General features: G+C 40.8%; 15 protein-coding genes. 4 read left to right on the forward strand and 11 right to left on the reverse strand.

Annotated features, from left to right (window positions below; all coding sequences use genetic code 11):
- Positions 1-7: 7 nt before the first annotated feature.
- A complete protein-coding gene (gene deoC / locus VB083_RS10265) occupies positions 8-685 on the reverse strand; it encodes a deoxyribose-phosphate aldolase (RefSeq protein WP_213695278.1) in 678 nt (225 codons plus the stop codon).
- Between the two features lie 123 nt (positions 686-808).
- On the opposite strand from deoC, the gene VB083_RS10270 reads away from it, so the two are divergent.
- The 3 genes from VB083_RS10270 (at position 809) to VB083_RS10280 (ending at position 2,152) form a co-directional block, all read left to right on the forward strand.
- On the forward strand, positions 809-1,240 hold the full coding sequence (locus tag VB083_RS10270) for an FKBP-type peptidyl-prolyl cis-trans isomerase (protein ID WP_213692073.1): 432 nt from the start codon (positions 809-811) through the stop codon (positions 1,238-1,240).
- Between the two features lie 207 nt (positions 1,241-1,447).
- Complete coding sequence (locus VB083_RS10275) at positions 1,448-1,741, forward strand: DNA-binding protein (RefSeq protein WP_213692074.1); 294 nt, start codon at positions 1,448-1,450, stop codon at positions 1,739-1,741.
- A 117-nt stretch (positions 1,742-1,858) separates the two neighbouring features.
- Positions 1,859-2,152, forward strand: coding sequence for a DNA-binding protein (locus tag VB083_RS10280; RefSeq protein WP_307879681.1), 294 nt, complete (start codon positions 1,859-1,861; stop codon positions 2,150-2,152).
- Positions 2,153-2,223: 71 nt separating this feature from the next.
- On the opposite strand, the gene tpx is transcribed toward VB083_RS10280, so the two are convergent.
- The gene (gene tpx / locus VB083_RS10285) at positions 2,224-2,739 is read right to left on the reverse strand and encodes a thiol peroxidase (protein WP_213692076.1); all 516 of its coding nucleotides are present in this window, start codon (positions 2,737-2,739) and stop codon (positions 2,224-2,226) included.
- 201 nt (positions 2,740-2,940) lie between these two features.
- Here tpx and VB083_RS10290 point away from each other — a divergent pair, with 201 nt between their 5' ends.
- Positions 2,941-4,119, forward strand: coding sequence for an HD-GYP domain-containing protein (locus tag VB083_RS10290; protein ID WP_213692077.1), 1,179 nt, complete (start codon positions 2,941-2,943; stop codon positions 4,117-4,119).
- On the opposite strand, the gene nudC is transcribed toward VB083_RS10290, so the two are convergent.
- The 9 genes from nudC to VB083_RS10335 form a co-directional block, all read right to left on the reverse strand.
- Positions 4,116-4,898, reverse strand: coding sequence for an NAD(+) diphosphatase (gene nudC, locus VB083_RS10295; protein WP_213692078.1), 783 nt, complete (start codon positions 4,896-4,898; stop codon positions 4,116-4,118). The genes VB083_RS10290 and nudC overlap by 4 nt on opposite strands.
- Before the next feature lie 14 nt (positions 4,899-4,912).
- Positions 4,913-7,009: a glucans biosynthesis glucosyltransferase MdoH gene (gene mdoH / locus VB083_RS10300; protein ID WP_213695277.1), complete on the reverse strand. Its 2,097-nt coding sequence runs from the start codon at positions 7,007-7,009 to the stop codon at positions 4,913-4,915.
- Positions 7,010-7,026: 17 nt separating this feature from the next.
- Positions 7,027-7,377 (reverse strand): hypothetical protein, encoded by a 351-nt coding sequence (locus VB083_RS10305; protein ID WP_213692080.1) that lies wholly within the window; start codon positions 7,375-7,377, stop codon positions 7,027-7,029.
- A gap of 12 nt (positions 7,378-7,389) precedes the next feature.
- A complete protein-coding gene (locus tag VB083_RS10310) occupies positions 7,390-8,961 on the reverse strand; it encodes a glucan biosynthesis protein G (RefSeq protein WP_323402027.1) in 1,572 nt (523 codons plus the stop codon).
- A 7-nt stretch (positions 8,962-8,968) separates the two neighbouring features.
- Entirely contained in the window at positions 8,969-9,442 is a 474-nt protein-coding gene (locus VB083_RS10315) for a MarR family winged helix-turn-helix transcriptional regulator (RefSeq protein WP_213692081.1), read from the reverse strand.
- Positions 9,442-10,797 carry an MATE family efflux transporter gene (locus tag VB083_RS10320; RefSeq protein ID WP_213692082.1) on the reverse strand — a complete coding sequence of 452 codons (1,356 nt, stop codon included), beginning with the start codon at positions 10,795-10,797 and terminating at the stop codon, positions 9,442-9,444. The genes VB083_RS10315 and VB083_RS10320 overlap by 1 nt, the downstream gene beginning before the upstream one ends.
- Before the next feature lie 60 nt (positions 10,798-10,857).
- Positions 10,858-12,495 (reverse strand): diguanylate cyclase, encoded by a 1,638-nt coding sequence (locus tag VB083_RS10325; protein ID WP_323402028.1) that lies wholly within the window; start codon positions 12,493-12,495, stop codon positions 10,858-10,860.
- 262 nt (positions 12,496-12,757) lie between these two features.
- Positions 12,758-13,771 carry a PTS transporter subunit IIC gene (locus VB083_RS10330; RefSeq protein ID WP_213695169.1) on the reverse strand — a complete coding sequence of 338 codons (1,014 nt, stop codon included), beginning with the start codon at positions 13,769-13,771 and terminating at the stop codon, positions 12,758-12,760.
- A 57-nt stretch (positions 13,772-13,828) separates the two neighbouring features.
- Positions 13,829-14,344, reverse strand: coding sequence for a transcription repressor NadR (locus tag VB083_RS10335; protein WP_213691417.1), 516 nt, complete (start codon positions 14,342-14,344; stop codon positions 13,829-13,831).
- Between the last annotated feature and the right edge of the window lie 200 nt (positions 14,345-14,544).

The raw sequence follows: 14,544 nt of genomic DNA on the forward strand, positions 1-14,544 counted from the left end.
CCAGGGATTATCTTTTCCTGGCCTCTTCGATTATACTTATGCCCGAGCTTGAACCGAAAATGGTTGCTCCTACGTCAATGAAAGCCTGAATTTGAGCTAGATTTCTAACACCGCCAGATACTTTTATTCCTTTTTCTCCATTGATTGTTTTTGCGATAACTTCCACCTCTTGTAAAGTAGTATCCTTTCCACAAAAACCTGTGCTTGTTTTTATGAAATGGATTCCTTTGTGATTCAGAGCGATACGGCACACTTGTTCTATTTCTTCATAGGAGAGAAGAGGTGTTTCTATAATCAGTTTAAGAATCTTTCCTTTGGCAGATTTGCAAAGTTCACTCATCTCTTGATCTATTTCGTTCCAGTTTCCCGACTTCACATTATTAATATTAATAACAACATCAAGGTCCGAAAGAGCGTTATCCAGATTTTTGTACAGGTCAATTTCATAACATTTTATGGCAATCGAAGTATATCCAAGAGGGAACCCAACAACGGCGGAGAAAAAACAGGGGATATTTTTAGAAAGAGAAGAGTGAATAACTTTTTCAATAGCAAAAGGAGGAATAACGAGAGATCTGAAATGATAAGGTAAGCTTTTTAAAACAAAATTTTTAATATCGGCCCACGTTGCCGTTTGTTTAAGCAGAGTATTGTCTACTATTTTTTCTACATTTTTGAAATCCATGCGAACCCCTCCGATCTTTTTATAACTATATCATTCTTGATAAAAATGCCTTTTTGACGGACGCTACGTCACCATGTAGAATAAGACAACACTCCTTATAAAAGGAGATGAGAGGAGGCCCTCATGGTTCAGATAAAAGAAGGTAACACGGTATCAGTGCATTACAAGGGCACTTTAGATGATGGTACAGTATTCGACACTTCAGAAGGCCGTGATCCGTTAAAATTTACAGTAGGCGCAGGCCAGGTTATTGAAGGGTTTGATAAAGCGGTTTTAGATATGTCTATCGGAGATTCTAAGACAGTTACAATCCCTGCAGCAGAAGCATATGGGGAATATGAGCCTAATTTGATGGCCGAGGTCCCTGCAGAGCATATTCCAGGTGATCTTGAACCCAAGACTGGGGAAGTGTTACAAGTCCAAACACCAGATGGGCATGTTTTCAATGCTTTAGTTGTGGATGTGAGTGAGAAAGGCATGATGCTTGATGCCAATCATCCCCTGGCAGGAAAAGCGCTTACGTTCGAAATAACAATTGTGGAAATCGAAGAATAAAAAGGGACCCTCCGAAGGAATGCTTAGCCTCTCGGGGGTTTTCGCTTATAAAAGGGTGCTATCATACAGAATCATTTCTTTTGTAGGCTTGAGACAAAACTTTTTCCAGTGTAAAGTAAGGGTAGAATAATAAATAATATGAAAAAGAAAAAATAAAAAAGAGGAATATATATTCCTCAAAATCCAGCCGCAAGGAGTGATGTGCATATGCTGACGGAGAACATCGTTACGGTGGCCGGGACTCTGCATCACGTCCAGGGTAAAAAGATTCTTCAAAATAGGTTGGGTGAGTATGTGACCTTTGCACTAAAGCAAGAAACCCCTTGGGACGATGGGAGTACCCGGCGCGATTTTCTACTTATGCGGGCGTATCAACCGGAACTGAGAAAATGGGTTCTGAGCCGTAAGGAGGGCACGACTGTACGAGTAGAAGGAGATGTTCGTTCGTCACTTGGCAGCGGAGAGATGTATGTTCTTGTTCGGGCGATAGAAGAAATTTAAGGGAGGTTTTGTGCCTCCCTTTTTTCGTGGCCTTGTTGCACTTGGCGAAAATGTCCTGTTCGTGGTATATATGTTCTCCATACGAAGCAAGGTAAAGGAGTTGGAAGAGGCAAAATGATGGAAAATAACGTAAAAATAACTGGAGTATTACATTTTATTGAAGGCGAAAAAGAGCAAGTCAGCCGTATGGGAAAGTATGTTGCTTTTGCGGTAAAACAGGATACGCCATGGGAAGATGGCAACGTTCGCCACGATTTTCTTCTGATGCGGGCGTTTGGTTCCACTGAGCAGGCTTGGGTATTGGCTCATGAGGAAGGGACGCCTGTTCGCGTCGAAGGGAAACTTCGCTCTTCTGCTGGAAGTGGCGAGATGTATATTCAGGTAGATACAATCGAAGAAGTAAAAGACTAATAAGTTATTAAAGAAAAAAGGCAGAAAACGGGGTATTTATAAATCCCGGTTTCCTGCCTTTTTGCGTAGCATCAGCGAACTATTGTTTCGAGAGCTTGAAGAGCTTTTTCATAATCTGGTTCGTTAGTAGCTTCTGGAACGATTTCTATATACCTAATAATATCGTCTTTATCTGCAATAAAGACGGCACGAGTAAGTAAACGAAGTTCTTTAATCAAAACACCCCAATTTGTGCCGAAAGAGGCATCTCTATGGTCAGAAAGAGCAATAGCGCTTTCAATGCCTTTGGTAGCGCAAAAACGTTTTAAGGCAAAAGGAAGATCCATTGAAATATTTAAGATGGCCACGTCATCAGGTTGATTGGCAGCATCTTCGTTGAACCAATGGATTTGCAAGTCGCAGACGGGAGTATCAAGTGACGGGGTTACAGAAATAACTTTAATGCATCCTGAAAAATCGCGTAGAGTTTTCGAAGTTAGATTCTGGTCAAGAACGTTGAATTCAGGAGCTTTGTCACCTATCGAAAGAGCAGGGCCAATAAGGGTTAACGGATTTCCCTTCATAGTTACGATTCCTGTTTTTTCCATAAAAAGTCACCTCCATATACTTCATACCAGTATTTAATTTTATCATAAAAAATATTTGAATACTGCACCCTGATAAAATAGTGGCGTAAATATGAAAAATGTGTAAAATAAAATAGGTATATGAAAAAATAACCAAAATGTAATCTAAGGTATTTTTAGAAAACGGGGGCGTAGCGCACACTGTAAAGTGGAGGGCGTTCAATGAACTTGGCACGGCGGATTCCAGTATGGGATATCCCTTGTTGTTCTGGCGTGATTATAGAAGACGTATTGTCTCCAGGAGGAGCCTTATTAGTTCCTAAAGGGATGAATCTCTCTAAACTGGGGGATTCACGCTTGTCTTTTGCCAATACACTTCAGGAGCGCGGAATTTGTTACGTAACTGTTAAAGAGGATGTTGATTTTGTCCTTGGAGAAGTTTTTGATGTTCTGGAAGCCTTGGATCTTCCTTCAAATCCTGTCGATTCGCGAATTGCCCTTCAAACTATTCATGAAGTTCGTCGTATTTTCAGTGCCATCGCATCAGGAGAGGTCTCTCAAGTTTGCCTTGTTCCTCTTTTACGAGTTGGAAGGTTGCTTGCGCAATGCATTACAAAGAACCCTCGAATCTTACTTTCATTGGGTAGTGTAAGAGAGCAGGATCAATATACGTTTGTTCATTCCTTTAATGTAGCGTTATTAAGTGGTTTTCTCGCATATCGTCTTTTTCCAGAAAATCTTGGTCTTGTAGAAGCTGTAACAACAGGAGGGCTACTTCACGATTTGGGGAAAGCCCGACTTCCTCTTTCCATTTTGAACAAACCATCTCGTTTATCTGAAAATGAATTCGAAGAAGTAAAAAAACACCCTGTATATGGTGCGAGTATTGCAAAACAATTAGGTATTGATGATGAACGAATTCTTACAGTGATAGAGTCTCATCACGAGAGAATTGATGGAACAGGCTACCCCTATGGTCTGAAATTAGGAGAGATACCGATTGAAGCTCGAATTGCTTCTGTAGCTGATGTTTATGATGCTCTTACTACAGTTCGTATTTATAAAGAATCCGTTCCTTTGCACCGAGCTATTTCTATCATTATAGAAAATACGGAGTATCAATTTGATAGAACAGTAGTTACCGCTTTTTTGAACGCTGTGGGGATGTACCCTCCGGGAACAATTGTTCAATTATCAGATAATCGTGTTGGTATTGTTATTGCAGCAGGTGAAAAAAGTATTCTTCGCCCGCGAGTCCTTTTGAAGACAGACGAATATGGAGATCGATATGATGATCATATGGTTTTAGATCTTGCCGATAATGCACACTTGTTTATCCGTTCCACAATAGATGATATTGGCAAACGTAAAGACTCCTTCACTCTTCGAGAGTTTCACTAATATCCATATTTATGTAAATAGTTTAATATAAGACGTCCAGAAATACTTGCTTGTGTCGGTATTGATGGCAGGTTTTCAGGAGTGTACCATTCAGCAGCTTCTATTTCTTTTTCGTCTATATGTATATTCCCTGATTTCCATTGAGCAGTGAAACCGACCATAAGAGAGTGGGGAAATGCCCATGGTTGACTTCCAAAATAATGAATGTTTTTAATCTCTATTCCTACCTCTTCCATTACTTCCCGAGCCACAGCCTCTTCCAGATTTTCGCCTGGTTCAACAAATCCAGCTAGAATACTGTATCTTTTGGGAGGGAAATGGGGGCTTCGAGCAAGCAAAAGCTGCCCATCTTTTTCTATGGCTACGGCAATAACCGGTGAAATTGTAGGGTAGATAACTAAATTACATGTGGAACACTCCATAGCTCTATCTACAGCGTGCTCTTGTAGAGGTTGCCCACAACTGCTACAGTAACGTGTCGTGCGACGCCAATACATTAATTGAAAAGCTTGTCCGGCAATGGAAAAAAGGGCATCTCCCAGAACTTCGTAAAGCCCACGCAAAGGAACAAATTCCATTCCCGAGGGAGCTTGCTCTTCTGCCGCTGCTTCTGCCCAGAAATGACCGTTCCCTTTAGGTGAGCCGACTTCTCCCTGGCGAATAAAAGAGATGGGGATACTATCCCTCTCTGAATATTTAGGTATCGTAACAGGGGAATTCTTTCTGACAAGAATGGTCTCCTTTTGAAAGATAAATAAGAGTGAACTCTTCTTTTCCATATAACACTCTCTCCTTATTCTATACCCCATTTGGCTGCTTTTTCCCAATTAGGGATCCGCCAAATTTTGCGGTGAAGTTCTCGTAATTGGTCTGGGTCTCGTAGTAATTCCATCTTTTCTTTGGCTGAAAGTCCCTCTGGTCCTTTCTCAAGGGCTTTTTTCTGAATGTCTTCCCGTCTTTGCCGTATAGATGGGGCGGCGACGCGATGTCTAAGAATGAGCGATGTGTGTAGAGCAAGAACTTTGGGATCAACGACAGCCCGAACAAAACCTTCATTTTGTGAAAGGGGCAAGGGAGAATAGGAAGCTGGTTTTGTCATATTTTCATCCACTGTTGCAAGTTCGCTAGGAGCTTCTGTTTCCTCTGGAGTTATGAGCAAAAAAAGTTTCTTTAACTTTTGTCCAAAAGAAACACGACTTGAAAAGGCTGAAATAGGTATAGATAGAGCCATGGGGCCTAAAATTGGTAGCATCCACCAGAAGAAAGACCTATTAAAGACGTAAAGGATGCTTCCCCAGAGCAAAGCAATGAGAGTCTGGCTGATATGGTACTGAAAAGCATCATTCCACGTGGTTCCTCTATCATCTCTGGTTTGTGTGCCCCAACCTGTCGCTTTTCCCAAAAGTGTCATTACGACAAAGTGGCTATGAAAAGCCATACGTATCGGTGCCAACAACGTCGATGTTAGTGTTTCAATGATCATGCTTAGCGTGAGACGGACACTTCCTCCGTAAAGATGTGCCTTTTTTGTATAGAAAATAATATACGCGATACTAAGTATTTTGGGAAGAAAGAGAACGATGGCCGTTGATCCTAGAAGAGTGATGGCCCACATTGGGTACCAAACAGGCCACTGCGGGAAGAGAGTCATCTCCGCAGAAGGGAAATACTGAGGCTCAATAAGAACCTCGGTAATGGCTTCAGCAGAACTTAGAATCAGAAAAACAAGCCAAAGCAAGGCTGAACCATACGACATTACACCATTCACGAAAAGAGCTCTATGAACAGGGAAAAATCCTCGTGTGAAAATAAGCCGTAAATGTTGCAGATTTCCTTGGCACCACCGTCTGTCTCGCTTCAGTTCATCAAGAAGAGTGGGTGGAGTTTCCTCATAACTGCCTTCCATATCGTAGGCAAGCCAAACTCCATAACCAGCCCTTCTCATGAGGGCAGCTTCTACGAAGTCATGGCTCAGAATATCTCCTCCCAATGGGCCCTTTCCTGGTAAACGAGGGAGTTGACAATGTTCCATAAAGGGAGCAACTCGTATGATGGCGTTGTGTCCCCAATATTGAGCATCGCCTAAAAGCCAAAAATGAAGGCCCGCTGCAAAAATAGGGCCGTATACTCTATTAGCGAATTGCTGTACTCGAGCAATAAGAGATTGCCGATTTACAGCGGCGGGAGGTGTTTGGAGAATCCCTATATCCGGACGAAGTTCCATAGCCTGAACCATTTGTACCAAAGTTTTTCCAGACATAACACTGTCAGCATCAAATACGATCATATATCGATAATCTTTACCCCATCGTCTGCAGAAATCGGCGACATTTCCACTCTTTCTCTTCACATTACTTTTACGATGACGATAAAATATCGTTCCAAAAGCATCTTCATCTTGGCAAAGCTTATACCATGCCATTTCTTCATGAACCCAAATGTCGGGGTTTGTCGTATCACTGAGAATAAAAATATGAAACATGTGGCTCAATCCGGTTTTGCGCAATGCCTGAAGTGTTGTCTGTACTCCGGCCATAACGCGAGGTACGTCTTCATTATAAATAGGTATGAGAATAGCCGTTTTTGCCTCAGTGTCTTCTATGGAAAGAGGCTGCTTCTTTAAAGCCTGAGAAAATGAAAATTGGTCTTTATGGCGAATCAAGACAAAAAGGCCCAGCATAGCTGTCCAGAAACCAATGGATATCCATGCGAAAAGAATTCCAAAAACGACAACAAGGGCTATTTCCAGAAGGGTTGCTCCTTTATAAGGAAGCACTCCGGCCATATAATGACTTGCCGTAAATGTAGGAAGAAGAATAAGAGCTAAAAGCAGAATTCTTCTCCAACTGGCGGCTCGAGTCCATTTAATTTCGAGAGTATCAGTGCTCATAATTAACAAGCCTCTCTTTATCGTGTTCGAGATGGACCGAAGAGATCTCGCATCCATCGTCGCATAAATTTCTTTGTTGCAGTAAGCCACGGAATGCGATCAAAATTTTTCGAGACCATTGTTCCTCTGTTCATTGGCGGAATCGAAGCAATGTGTTTTCCCTCTTCGTCAAGAATTTCTGCTTGCAATTCCTTGCTTAAAATACAACGTTCAAGGGCATTCATAGATTCATCAATACTTGAAGCATTTGATTCTTTTAATGCTTGCAGCGCAAGTTCCAGCCCTTGAAAAGGTGGAAGATCCATAGCTCGAACGTAAAGAAGCACTCTATCTCTGGCAATTTGCCAACCTTCTGATTTTTCTATCATTATGGTTCACCTCTAGGGGCGGAAGTCATAGGTCCATATTTCAGTTAAAGGGGTGGGAATGTTTTCCCCTTTTTTGAGAAAAGCAGAAAGTTTTACGACAGGTTTCCGGTCAGGAACGACACTTTTTATTTTTTCCACGGGAACCGATATCTTAAAACTTAACCGCCAACCGCCTGTTACTATATTTTTAAGCAATTGGCGCTCCACAAGAGTGGCGTCACCCTCAACGTTAAGGTCACTTGCCAGACCAGTATCTGCGGGTATTTCATTGAGCTCTTTCCCTTCAAAATCAATAATAAAACGATAGGCTCCCTCTTCTTTTTCCTTTACAAGCCGTGTATGGGAAGCTCTGGCTATTCTTTCTTTATCTACATCAGGAGTTAACCATTCCATGGTATATGTAAAGGTAAGAGGGTGAAGAGATGTCCCCTCTTCGATTTCGGGAACCCAGTAGGCAACAATATTATCGTTGATTTCACTGTCTGAAGGTATTTCTATCAATTCGACATGACCTTTGCCCCAATTGTTTTGCGGGGTAATCCAAAGACTTGGCCGTTTTTCATATCGTGCTTCCAGGTCGAGGTAATGATCAAAATTAAGATCTCTTTGCATTAATCCAAAACCTTTGATTGGTGTTTCAGTTTGTTTGGTTATCAAAAGACGAGCTGGATTGATAAGAGGACGCCATATTAACTGCTCGTCCTCTGTTTCTATCAAAAGTCCGTCTGAATCGTGTACTTCAGGTCTAAAATCACCGGGGCGGCCATTCTCTGTTTCCCCATACAAGAACATGCTGGTAAAAGGAGCAATACCAATTTTTTGAATTTCTTTGCGTCTATAAATATTACAGATGACATCTATCTGAGTTTCTTTCCCAGGAATAATTGTAAATTTATAAGCACCAGTACAACTGGGGCTATCAAGGAGGGCATACATGACCATTGAAGAAGATTGTTTTAATGGTTTTACAAGCCAGAATTCTTTAAACCAAGGGAATTCTTCCCCTGTTGAGGATCCTGTGTCTAGAGCAAGCCCCCTGGCCGAGAGTCCATACTGCTGATTTTGAGCTACGGCCCTGAAGTAGCTGGCGCCAAGAAATACGGCGACTTCGTCAGCATATTTTTTCGTGTTAATAGGAAAATGAATACGAAATCCGGCAAACCCCAGATCTGGTGGAAGTTTTTTTAAATCAAGCTGATTCTTGCCATAATCGAACATTTCAGGGGAGAAGGAAAGAGGGGTAACCTTTTTCCCATCAACAATATGTATCTGAACAGCTCTGTTATAGAACATGCCAAGATGAAAAAATTGTACAGAGAAAGGGAGGTTATCTTCTTGCCAAAGCGCTTTTTCAGAACGAAATCTAATATCTCTCCATTGATCGTAGCTTAACTTCATGAGTTCTTCTGGCACGGAGTCTTTAGGCTCTTCAAAAGGTTTTGAGGCTAAATCCTGAGCTTTATGGCTTACGAAAGCAAGGCCGAAACCTTCCTGAGATGAGGCAAAAATTGGTGTAGATATAAAAGAGAGAGTAAGAATAACTAAACATAGAACTGTATAGGTTTTCATTTTCATTAAACACATATATCCATCACTCCTTATTAAACAAACATGACGTCTTGCCTCCTTCTGAATGCTTGAGTGAAAGGGCATTTGACGCCATTCTATAGATTAATGAGCAAGCAATTTGTCTTTCTTTCGCAGTCATATCTCCTAAAATTTCTGTCATGAGATCTGCTAGAATTTGCTCAACGAATGGTAGCACATTTTGCCCTTTATGAGTAAGAAAAACTTGATTTGCTCTTCCATCTATTTTACTTCGTTTTCGTTGAATATAACCAAGCTGTTCTAACTTTTTAAGAGACCTCGCTGTTGTCCCCTTGTCAAAGCCAAGTTCACTACTTAAATCTTCTTGTGTCTGACCATCTTGACGCCGAAGAACCAATAAAAAAGCATAATTGCCATATCCAAGCCCAAAAGGCTCAAAAGCTCGGTCAAGTAAGCATTGCATTTGCCTGTATAGACATGATATCCATCGCCCAATATGAGGCTGTTTGGAATCCATTATTTAGAAATACCCCTTTCTACTTTGAGCACTTTTAGCTGTTTAGAAACCAGGAAAAATGTTACAAGAAAAGCCAAAGTGTCAGCTATGGGAAAAGAATACCAAATCCCTTGAAGATTGAAAAAACGCGGAAGAACGACGAGAAAGGGGATAAGGAAAATAACTTGTCGGCTCAAAGATAAAATGAGAGATGCCCGAGCTTTTCCCAAAGCTTGAAACATTGAAGAGCCTGTAATCTGAAAACCAGCTAAAAAATAGGTCATGGTAACAATTCTAAGAGCCCAACTTGCCTCTTCTAAAAGAAGAGAATCTGTTGTAAAAAGTCCCACGACCTTTTCAGGCATAAACCAGCAAATGACAGAAGCAATAAAAGCTATGATAGAAGCAGCACCTATGGCAAGGTGGGTAACATCTCGTGCTCTTTTATAGTCTCCTGCACCGTAGTTAAAGCCGAGAATAGGTTGCAGGCCTTGTGCTACACCAATAATAGGCATAAAGAAAAAGGAGAGTGCTCTATGCAAAATACCATACACAGCAACAGAGATGTCACTTCCATAATAAATGAGACTATTGTTGAGAAAAACAATAATAATGCTTCCAGAAGCCATTCGTACAAATTCAGATACTCCTACAGAAAGAATTTCTTTTATAGTCTCCCATTGTGGAGTAATTGATGATAAAGAAAGGGAAAGCAGGCTCTTTTTCGAAAAGAAGAAGTAATGGACCATCCATATTGCCATTGCTATTTGAGAAAGCACTGTAGCAATAGCGGCTCCCCGAATTCCTAATTTTAATTTGAAGATAAAAATAGGATCAAGAATAATATTAAGAATAGCCGATATAAGCATGCTTATCATGGCTACTCGGGCATTTCCTTCCGATCGCGCCGCGTGATTGGCTGCCATTCCAAATCCAACAAAGGGTAATCCGAACAGTATGACTTCAAGGTATTCTTCCGCGTAAGGAAAAATTGCTGGCGTTGCGCCGAAAAGGCGAAGAATATATTGACGCGTAAAAAAGCCTATGGAAAAAAGAGAAAAACTAAAAATGAAGGAAAGAAATACCATATTACCAAGGGCCTTGTTTGCATAAGAATGTTTTCCGGCCCCTAGACTTCTTGAAATAAGAGAGGAGCCGCCTACTCCTATTGTGATAGCCAAAGATGTGGATAGAAGCTGAAGAGGAAAAACAATAGCTGTTCCAGCAAGACCGAGTGGGCCGACGCCCCGACCGATAAAAATAGCATCTACAATATTATATGATGCTTGTACGAGCATTCCGATAATGGCAGGCAGAGAAAGTCTCCACAATAATCGTCCTATTTGTTCGTTTGCAAGTAAATCCCGCCGATCCATACACATTCCCCCCATGTTAATTGAGAGAAATAGTATAGATTATATTCGTTGCATGCGCAACTATCTTTCTGTGTCGGCCATGCTCTTCTTACGATGAGCCTTAAATTCATACATTCTTTTGTCTGCAACTTTAACTGTTTCTGTGAGAGTCGGTGCATTAGACGGACAATGAGCAACTCCATAATCGGGGTAAATAGCGAAATCGGCCCCCGCAATATGTCGTTGCGTAATTCTTTTATAGACTCGCTCCATTATTTTTTCAGCTTTTTTAAGAGGAAGGTCAGCAAAATAAATTAAAAATTCATCTCCTCCCGAACGAGCAACATAATCTGTTTGCCGCAACCCTTTTCTTAGAATAGATGCTATTTCTACAAGCGCTTTGTCACCACGTGCGTGACCATACGTATCATTAATTTTTTTAAAATTTCCCAAGTCTATAATGGCGATACATGCACTTCCTTGGGTATGTTCTATGCGTGTATCTTCTTCATCAAGACGCTTAATCATATACCGCCGATTCCATAACTCAGTAAGGGGGTCTATCATGGCATCATATTCGGTCTTTTTAACCATTGCATTGAGTGTGAGATTGACCTTCTCTAATTCACGGGTTTTATCTTTTAAGTCAGCAAGAATTTTTTTGCGACGTTCATATTCCATAATAAAAAGAGTTGCGCCGAGAGAGAAGAGAACTACAATTATCCCGGCCATAATCTTGAAACGATTTCGAATAGAGGCCCTTCGCCCTTCAAGAATAAGAGAAGGAATCATCGAAACCAGTTTCCATCTATAAAAAGTTGATCCTTGCGCTGACAATTTAGTCTGAAGAGGGTCTATCGTTACAAATGTAAAAAGACCCCGTGGCGACTCAATTTGACCTTGTTCCTGGGCGTAGATAATCGCTGCTTCTTCAGGGTATATTTTAAAAAAGTTATTTTCTTTTCTTTCTGGAATTTGGAACCCCCATTCAAGGTTATGGTTTGTGTTTTTTAACCAATAACCATCACTATTAAGGAGCATTACATCCGCCACAGTAGATGAAGATTCGAGAAGGGAAAATAAATCGTTAGCAAGATAGTTTAAAACAAAAATTCCTGCCTTTTGATGATCTTGAGTAAAGATGGGGGTAGCAATTCTAAGCATAGGTTTATAAGGCATTTCTAATACCCCTTTTTCTATATTTAAATCTAGGGGAGACATATAAACTTCATTGCTTTCGAGTTTTATCGTATCTTTGAAGTAGTACCTATTGGCCTTATTCTGAAGTTCCGACTGAGGAACGACTATCGGATTCTCAGGGCCTGCGTTGAGACGAACAAGTTCCTGTCCAGACGCATTTAGTACGCGAATTTGATCGTAGAGAGGATTATTTTTCATAAAAGAAAAGAAAATTTTTTTTAGTTCTTCCTGCTCGGCAGATGTCATAACACCATCATTGTATTGATGATTGCATATCCGTCCTAAAAAGAGAAGATCTCTATAGACGGTATTCATCCGTTGACGAACAACTTCAAGCCTTGAAAGACTAAATTGCTGTTCAAGGCTCTCTAAAAGACCTTGTTGTTGGGAGATCTCTAAAGAATAGAGATGGCCTATTAGCCATAGTATGACTAATAAAAGGGGAATAACCCAAACAAAACGGCGCAAAAATTTTTTGCCTACTTCCCAACGTATACTGTTATTGCTCGTGTTAGGCAAAAGATCACACTCCTGGTAGGGAAAAGTCAAAATATCTTTAAAAGACACAATAGTTTTTAAAAATTTTACTGAAAATGGAAGGATGTGAAAAGAGGCTGAAGACTTGTTTTATTCGTTTTTAATTTTTAAGGATAGAAATCATTATATATTCAATGTTATTTTAATGTTATATGTTTTCCAGGGCGGAAAATAAAAGAATATGTATTTATTAAAAGCTGTTGTTTCTTAGAAGAAACAACAGCTTTTATCTTTTGGCAAGTTTTTATAACAACTTCATATCTCCAGGTTTAATTTTGTTGCTTTTTTCGAGCGCATAGCAGAAAAAGAGACTTATACATGCTGGGAGTAAAAAATGGAGAAAGATTATTCCTGTCCAGCCGGCTTTCCCCATAACAGCTAATGTGCCGAATTGTCCCACCAATCCGCTTGTTCCCATTCCTGCGCCGATTTTATTATTCTCCATAGAGAAAAGAGTAGTGGAAAGAGGGCCCAAGATTGCAGAAGATAGAATTGGAGGAACCCAAATCCAGGGGTTACGAATAATGTTGGGTATTTGTAACATAGAGGTTCCTATACCTTGAGAAATAAGTCCTCCGACTCCATTATCTTTATAGCTTTGAACGGCAAAACCTATCATTTGGCAACAACATCCCACTGTTGCCGCTCCAGCAGCAAGTCCGTTAAGCCCAAGAGCAATGGCCAGGGCGGCGCTGCTTATGGGAAGCGTAAGGATAATGCCCATAAAAACAGAGACTAAAATTCCCATTGGAAAAGGATGAAGCTGAGTTGCTGTATTGATTAGTGCTCCAAGAAAGTTCATTCCCTGCGCGATCCAGGGGCCGGCAATATGACCAACAAAACCTCCTGCAAGAATTGTTACTGCTGGAATGGCAACAATATCCACCTTAGTTTTGCCGGAGAAAAACTTAGCTGTTTCAGCTCCGACTAAACTTCCTACAAGAGCTCCCATAGGTTCTCCAATAGAAAGGAGTGCTCCTTGAGCAGATAGATGTATGCTCCCTGCCCCGATTGTTGCCGCAATAGTTGATGCGAAAATACCCAAAGATGGAGCTTTTACGCTTATGGCAACTCCTGCTCCTATGGCAGGGGCCATCAATAATTGGGCAATCTGTCCAAAATTTTGTAAGAGTTGAATGGAAAAAATAACTCCCAGTTGTTTAAGAATAAGTCCAATAATGAGAGAAGCGAATAATCCTAAAGCCATGCCGTTCAAAACTGAACTAGCGTAGGTGCGAATATTTTTATGGATCGACATTTCAACAGCTCCTTTACAGGTGTCTTGACACATGTAAAGGAGTATAAGCTGTTTATTCTAATCCATCAAGTACCCTTTTCCTTTTAAACTGGCAATAATACGTTGGAAAGAGTCTTCATCAGAAACTTCCAGTGTGTGGAAGTGGACTCCTCCAGTGAGGATAGAGAGGGGTTCTGCCTTCGTATGGATAACTTTAGAAATAAAATTTTGAACATCAATGCGATTTTTAAGCATGAGGTTTCCTGCAATTTCTCCATATACAGGATGTTCAACTGTAACATCAACAACTGTAGCTCCATTATCGACCATAATATATAATTCGTCTCTCATCTCTTCGATTCCCGTATGGGCACACATCACAGATTTCATAAAAGATGGACGTTTCAGAGTCATAATCATATATCCTTGAGGCGTTGCTACTATAGAGTGTCCTTCGGCTCGCAAGAGGGCTATATCCTGAACGATGACTTGTCGGCTTACTCCTAAAATTTCAGCAAGCTCACTTCCTTTTATGGCATCATTTCGTTCTTTTAAGAGTTCGAAAATTTGTTCTCTCCGTTTGGTCCCATTCACGTCTTATACCTCCTTACGTATCTTTTTAATTATAGCCCATAAACATATTTCTTCACAAAAATGTAAGGGGCCATAGTTTGCTTCCTGATAACGTGATAAAGTGAATGGCGGGAATCCCAGTCCGTACGATTGGCTCCCGCCAATTCAAAGATAAATGGGCTCACCCTGTCCAATAGTAGTGGCGGAATGGAAGTTGCGGC

It is taken from the genome of Aminobacterium sp. (genome assembly GCF_034926885.1).
GTDB lineage: Bacteria > Synergistota > Synergistia > Synergistales > Aminobacteriaceae > Aminobacterium.

Coding starts and splice junctions, on each gene's coding strand:
- VB083_RS10320 (WP_213692082.1), bottom strand. CDS start 10,797: ATGGATCGGCGGGATTTACTTGCAAACGAACAAATAGGACGATTATTG.
- VB083_RS10305 (WP_213692080.1), bottom strand. CDS start 7,377: ATGATAGAAAAATCAGAAGGTTGGCAAATTGCCAGAGATAGAGTGCTT.
- VB083_RS10275 (WP_213692074.1), top strand. CDS start 1,448: ATGCTGACGGAGAACATCGTTACGGTGGCCGGGACTCTGCATCACGTC.
- VB083_RS10280 (WP_307879681.1), top strand. CDS start 1,859: ATGGAAAATAACGTAAAAATAACTGGAGTATTACATTTTATTGAAGGC.
- VB083_RS10270 (WP_213692073.1), top strand. CDS start 809: ATGGTTCAGATAAAAGAAGGTAACACGGTATCAGTGCATTACAAGGGC.
- VB083_RS10315 (WP_213692081.1), bottom strand. CDS start 9,442: ATGGATTCCAAACAGCCTCATATTGGGCGATGGATATCATGTCTATAC.
- deoC (WP_213695278.1), bottom strand. CDS start 685: ATGGATTTCAAAAATGTAGAAAAAATAGTAGACAATACTCTGCTTAAA.
- tpx (WP_213692076.1), bottom strand. CDS start 2,739: ATGGAAAAAACAGGAATCGTAACTATGAAGGGAAATCCGTTAACCCTT.
- mdoH (WP_213695277.1), bottom strand. CDS start 7,009: ATGAGCACTGATACTCTCGAAATTAAATGGACTCGAGCCGCCAGTTGG.
- VB083_RS10330 (WP_213695169.1), bottom strand. CDS start 13,771: ATGTCGATCCATAAAAATATTCGCACCTACGCTAGTTCAGTTTTGAAC.
- VB083_RS10290 (WP_213692077.1), top strand. CDS start 2,941: ATGAACTTGGCACGGCGGATTCCAGTATGGGATATCCCTTGTTGTTCT.
- VB083_RS10310 (WP_323402027.1), bottom strand. CDS start 8,961: ATGTGTTTAATGAAAATGAAAACCTATACAGTTCTATGTTTAGTTATT.
- nudC (WP_213692078.1), bottom strand. CDS start 4,898: ATGGAAAAGAAGAGTTCACTCTTATTTATCTTTCAAAAGGAGACCATT.